Here is a 3,909-nt window from a genome sequence, read left to right on the forward strand (position 1 = left end):
GCGCCCTCGAAGTGCTGGAACCACTCGCGGGCGGTGGCCGGGTCGTCGGTCAGCGGGGTGAGGTGCACCGGCGGCCGGGCGCCGGCCAGTGCCTCCTCCAGCCGCGCTCGCCGTTCCCGGAACGGGCGACCGGTCAGGTCCTCCTCGCCCAGCGCCAGCAGGTCGAAGGCGACCAGGCTCACCGGCGTCTGCTCGGCCAGCAGCCGCACCCGCGAGTCGGCGGGGTGGATGCGCTGCTGCAGCGCCTCGAAGTCCAGCCGCCCGGTCTCCGGGTCGGCCACCACCACCTCCCCGTCGACGACGGCCCGCTCCGGCAGCTGCGCCAGCACCTGCTCCACCAGCTCGGGGAAGTAGCGGGTCATCGGGCGGCCGTTGCGGGAGCCGACCTCCACCTCGTCGCCGTCCCGGAACACGATGGTGCGGAAGCCGTCCCACTTCGGCTCGTAGAGCTGGCCCTCGGGCAGCTGCTTCAGCGGCCGGGCCAGCATCGGCTTCACCGGCGGCATGACCGGCAGGTCCATCAGCGCTCCTCCACGGTGTCGGTGCCGGCCGCAGCCGGCCGGCGGTCCTCGGGGTCGGGCAGGTCGGCGCGCTTGCGGCTGGGCTGCACCCGCCGCGGCTCCCCCGGCATCTTCGGATGGTCCGGCGGGAACGGCATCTCCCCCAGCCCGCGCTCCAGGTCGGCCTCCCACAGCGCCATCGCGGCGGCGAAGTCGCCCACGTCGTCGGCCATCCCCGCCCAGGGGTCCCCCGGCTCGGCCAGCCGCGCCGGCACGGTGTGCACCGTCAGCGCGCGCGGCTCCAGGTCCGCCAGCTCCTCCCAGCCGACCGGGACGGAGACGGTCGCCCCGGGGAGCGGCCGGGGGCTCCACGCGGCCGCGATGGTGCGGTCGCGGGTGGCCTGGTTGTAGTCGACGAACACCTTCTCCCCGCGCTCCTCCTTCCACCACGCGGAGGTGACCAGCTCCGGCATCCGCCGCTCCAGCTCGCGGGCGATGCCGATCACGCCGTGCCGCACCTCGAGGAACTCTCGCTCCGGCCGGACCGAGGCGTAGACGTGCAGCCCACGGTTGCCGCTGGTCTTGACGTAGGGCACCAGCCCCAGCTCGGTCATCAGCGCCCGGAGCCCGCGGGCGACCTCGACGACGTCGGCGAAGCCGCGCCCCGGCTGCGGGTCCAGGTCCAGGCGCACCTGGTCGGGGTGGTCGTTGTCGGCCGTGCGCACCGGCCAGGGGTGGAAGGTGATGGTGTTCATCTGCACCGCCCACACCGCCGCGGCCGGCTCGTCCAGCACCAGCTGCGGGTGCCGCCGCCCGGAGGGGTAGGTGCACACCGTGGTGCGCACCCACTCCGGCACGCCGCGCGGCGGGTTCTTGGAGTAGAACGCCTCCCCGTCGATACCGTCCGGGAACCGCTGCAGCGTCACCGGCCGGTCGGCGAGCCCGCGCAGCAGCGCCTCCCCCACCTGCTGCACGTAGGAGGCCAGGTCGCCCTTGGTGACCGCGGGGCCGGCCTCGGTGGCCGGCCAGAGCACCCGGTCGGCGCTGGTCAGCCGCACCGCCCGCACGCCCTCCGGCCCGGGCACCTCGAGCACTGTCGCCGACCCCATGACACCGCACGCTACCGGTCCGGTGGGACAGCGCGCGGGAACCGGCGCGCAGCCCGATGGCAGGCGGCGGGGGCCCGCGCGGGAAGCCGGGAGGCGCCGGTAGCGTTGGCACCACCATGAGCGAGCACACCAGCCCGAGCAGCGGCCGCTACCAGGTCACCAAGTCCGAGAGCGAGTGGCGCCAGGAGCTCTCCCCCGAGGAGTACCACGTGCTGCGTGAGGCCGGCACCGAGCGCCCGTTCGTCGGGGAGTACACCGACACCTTCACCGAGGGCGTCTACTCCTGCCGTGCCTGCGGCGCCGAGCTGTTCCGCAGCGACAGCAAGTTCGAGAGCCACTGCGGCTGGCCCTCCTTCTACTCCCCGCTAGCCGAGGACCGGGTGGAGTACCTCGAGGACCACTCGCTGGGGCGGGCCCGCACCGAGGTGCGCTGCGCCAACTGCGGCTCCCACCTGGGGCACGTCTTCGAGGGTGAGGGCTACGACACCCCCACCGACCTGCGCTACTGCATGAACTCGATCGCGATGACGCTCAGCCCCACGTCCGGCAACTGACGCCCCGCCGCGACCGTGGAGTGAACCGTGCGCCCGGGCGCACGGTTCACCCCACGCTGCGCCGGCCGGCTCAGCGGAGCCGCTGGACCAGCTCGGTCAGCTCCACCCGCGGGCCGGTGAAGAACGGAACCTCCTCGCGGACGTGCCGGCGGGCGTCCACGGCGCGCAGCTCCCGCATCAGGTCCACGATCCGGTGCAGCTCGTCGGCCTCGAACGCCAGCAGCCACTCGTAGTCGCCGAGCGCGAACGCGGCGAGGGTGTTGGCGCGCACGTCCGGGTAGTCGCGGGCGGCCATCCCGTGCTCGCGCAGCATCCGGGAGCGCTCCTCCTGCGGCAGCACGTACCACTCGTAGCTGCGCACGAACGGGTAGACGCACGCGTAGGCCTTCGGCTCCTCCCCCGCCAGGAACGCCGGCACGTGGCCGCGGTTGAACTCCGCCGGCCGGTGGATGGCCGCGTTGGACCACACCGGCGTGAGGTGGGCCCCCAGCCGGGAGCGGCGCACCCGCCGGTAGGCCTCCTGCAGCACCTCGATGGCGGGGGCGTGCCACCACACCATCAGGTCGGCGTCGGCACGCAGCGCCGAAACGTCGTACCAGCCGCGCACCTGCAGCCCCTGCGGCGCCAGGTCGGAGACCACCTGCTCCACCTCGACCGCCAGCACGTCGCGGTCCTGCTCCGCCAACGGCGTGGCCGAGGCGAACACCGAGTACATCGCGTACCGGATGCCGCTGTTGATGTCCTCGACGGTCTCGGTGGCGGGCGCCGGTGGGTGCTGGTCGGTCATGCCGCCATTCTCCGACGCCCAGCCGGGCTTTCCTCAGCCGGGGTCGACCCCACGGTCACTGTCACCGTCGGCGTCCAGGCCGGCCGCCCGCCGGGCCGCCGCGCGGCCGGACCCGATGCAGGCCGGCACCCCGACGCCCTGGTAGGCGGCACCGGCCACCTCGACCCCGGCCAGGCCGGCGACCTCGGTCAGCACCTCCGCCACCACCGCCGGGTGTCCCACGGGGTACTGCGGCAGCGCCCCGCCCCACCGCTGCACGTGGCTGTCCACCGGGTGCGGTATCGGGGCACCGACCAGGTCGCCGAGGTCGTGCAGCACCCGGTGCACCAGCTCGCCGTCGTCGTGCTGCAGCGCCGCCTCCTCGCGGTGCCGCCCGACGGAGGCGCGCAGCAGCAGCAGGTCACCCCCGCCGGGAGCGGCACCCCGGCCGGCCTCGCGCACCCAGTCCCACTTACCGGCCGAGAACGTGGCCGCCTTCACCGTCCGCCCCTCCACCGGCGGCACCAGGAGCCCCGAGCCCGGCAGCTCGGGGGTAGCGGCCGCCGGCAGCGCGAGGGTGACGACCGCCATCGACGCGGTCGGCACCCGCTGCAGCCGCGCGGCGGCCACCGGGGCGTGCGGCTGCAGCAGCCGGCCGGCCGGGGCCGGCGGCAGCGCCAGCACTACCCGCTCGGCGAGGTAGCCGGTCGGGTTCGGGACCGGTCCGGTCACCAGCTGCCACAGGTCGGTCTCCGGCACCGGCTGCAGCTCGCGCACCACGGTGTCGGCGCGGATGGTCACGCCGCGGGCACGCAGCTGCGCCGCGAGCGCGTCGACCAGCCGGTGCAGCCCCCCGGGCAGGCCCGCAAACACCGGCCCCGCCTCCGCGCCCCCGGCCCCAGAGCCGGCCAGCATGGAGCCTGTCTCGGACAACCCGACACCGCTGTCGTGCGAGGTCGCCACGACGGGACTGTCGAAGT

The 3,909-nt window shown here is 74.9% G+C and carries 5 protein-coding genes; 1 reads left to right on the forward strand and 4 read right to left on the reverse strand.

The window, feature by feature from the left end:
• Positions 1 to 521, reverse strand: a 521-nt coding sequence (locus GFJ45_RS15495; protein WP_456093929.1) for an ATP-dependent DNA ligase, incomplete at its 3' end; no start/stop codon positions are given.
• On the reverse strand, positions 521 to 1,609 hold the full coding sequence (gene ligD / locus GFJ45_RS15500) for a non-homologous end-joining DNA ligase (RefSeq protein WP_153398839.1): 1,089 nt from the start codon (positions 1,607 to 1,609) through the stop codon (positions 521 to 523). The genes GFJ45_RS15495 and ligD, both read right to left, overlap by 1 nt.
• Positions 1,610 to 1,725: 116 nt before the next feature.
• Between ligD and msrB the strand changes: the two genes are divergently transcribed.
• Entirely contained in the window at positions 1,726 to 2,163 is a 438-nt protein-coding gene (msrB, locus tag GFJ45_RS15505; RefSeq protein ID WP_153398841.1) for a peptide-methionine (R)-S-oxide reductase MsrB, read from the forward strand.
• A gap of 70 nt (positions 2,164 to 2,233) precedes the next feature.
• Here msrB and hemQ read toward each other — a convergent pair whose 3' ends face one another.
• Both hemQ and GFJ45_RS15515 read right to left on the reverse strand, forming a co-directional pair.
• Complete coding sequence (hemQ, locus tag GFJ45_RS15510; RefSeq protein ID WP_153398843.1) at positions 2,234 to 2,950, reverse strand: hydrogen peroxide-dependent heme synthase; 717 nt, start codon at positions 2,948 to 2,950, stop codon at positions 2,234 to 2,236.
• A gap of 33 nt (positions 2,951 to 2,983) precedes the next feature.
• A partial coding sequence (locus tag GFJ45_RS15515) for a protoporphyrinogen/coproporphyrinogen oxidase (protein WP_194288719.1) occupies positions 2,984 to 3,909 on the reverse strand: 926 nt, incomplete at its 5' end.

It is taken from the genome of Ornithinicoccus halotolerans (assembly GCF_009602535.1).
In the GTDB taxonomy this organism is placed as follows: Bacteria; Actinomycetota; Actinomycetes; order Actinomycetales; family Dermatophilaceae; genus Ornithinicoccus; species Ornithinicoccus halotolerans.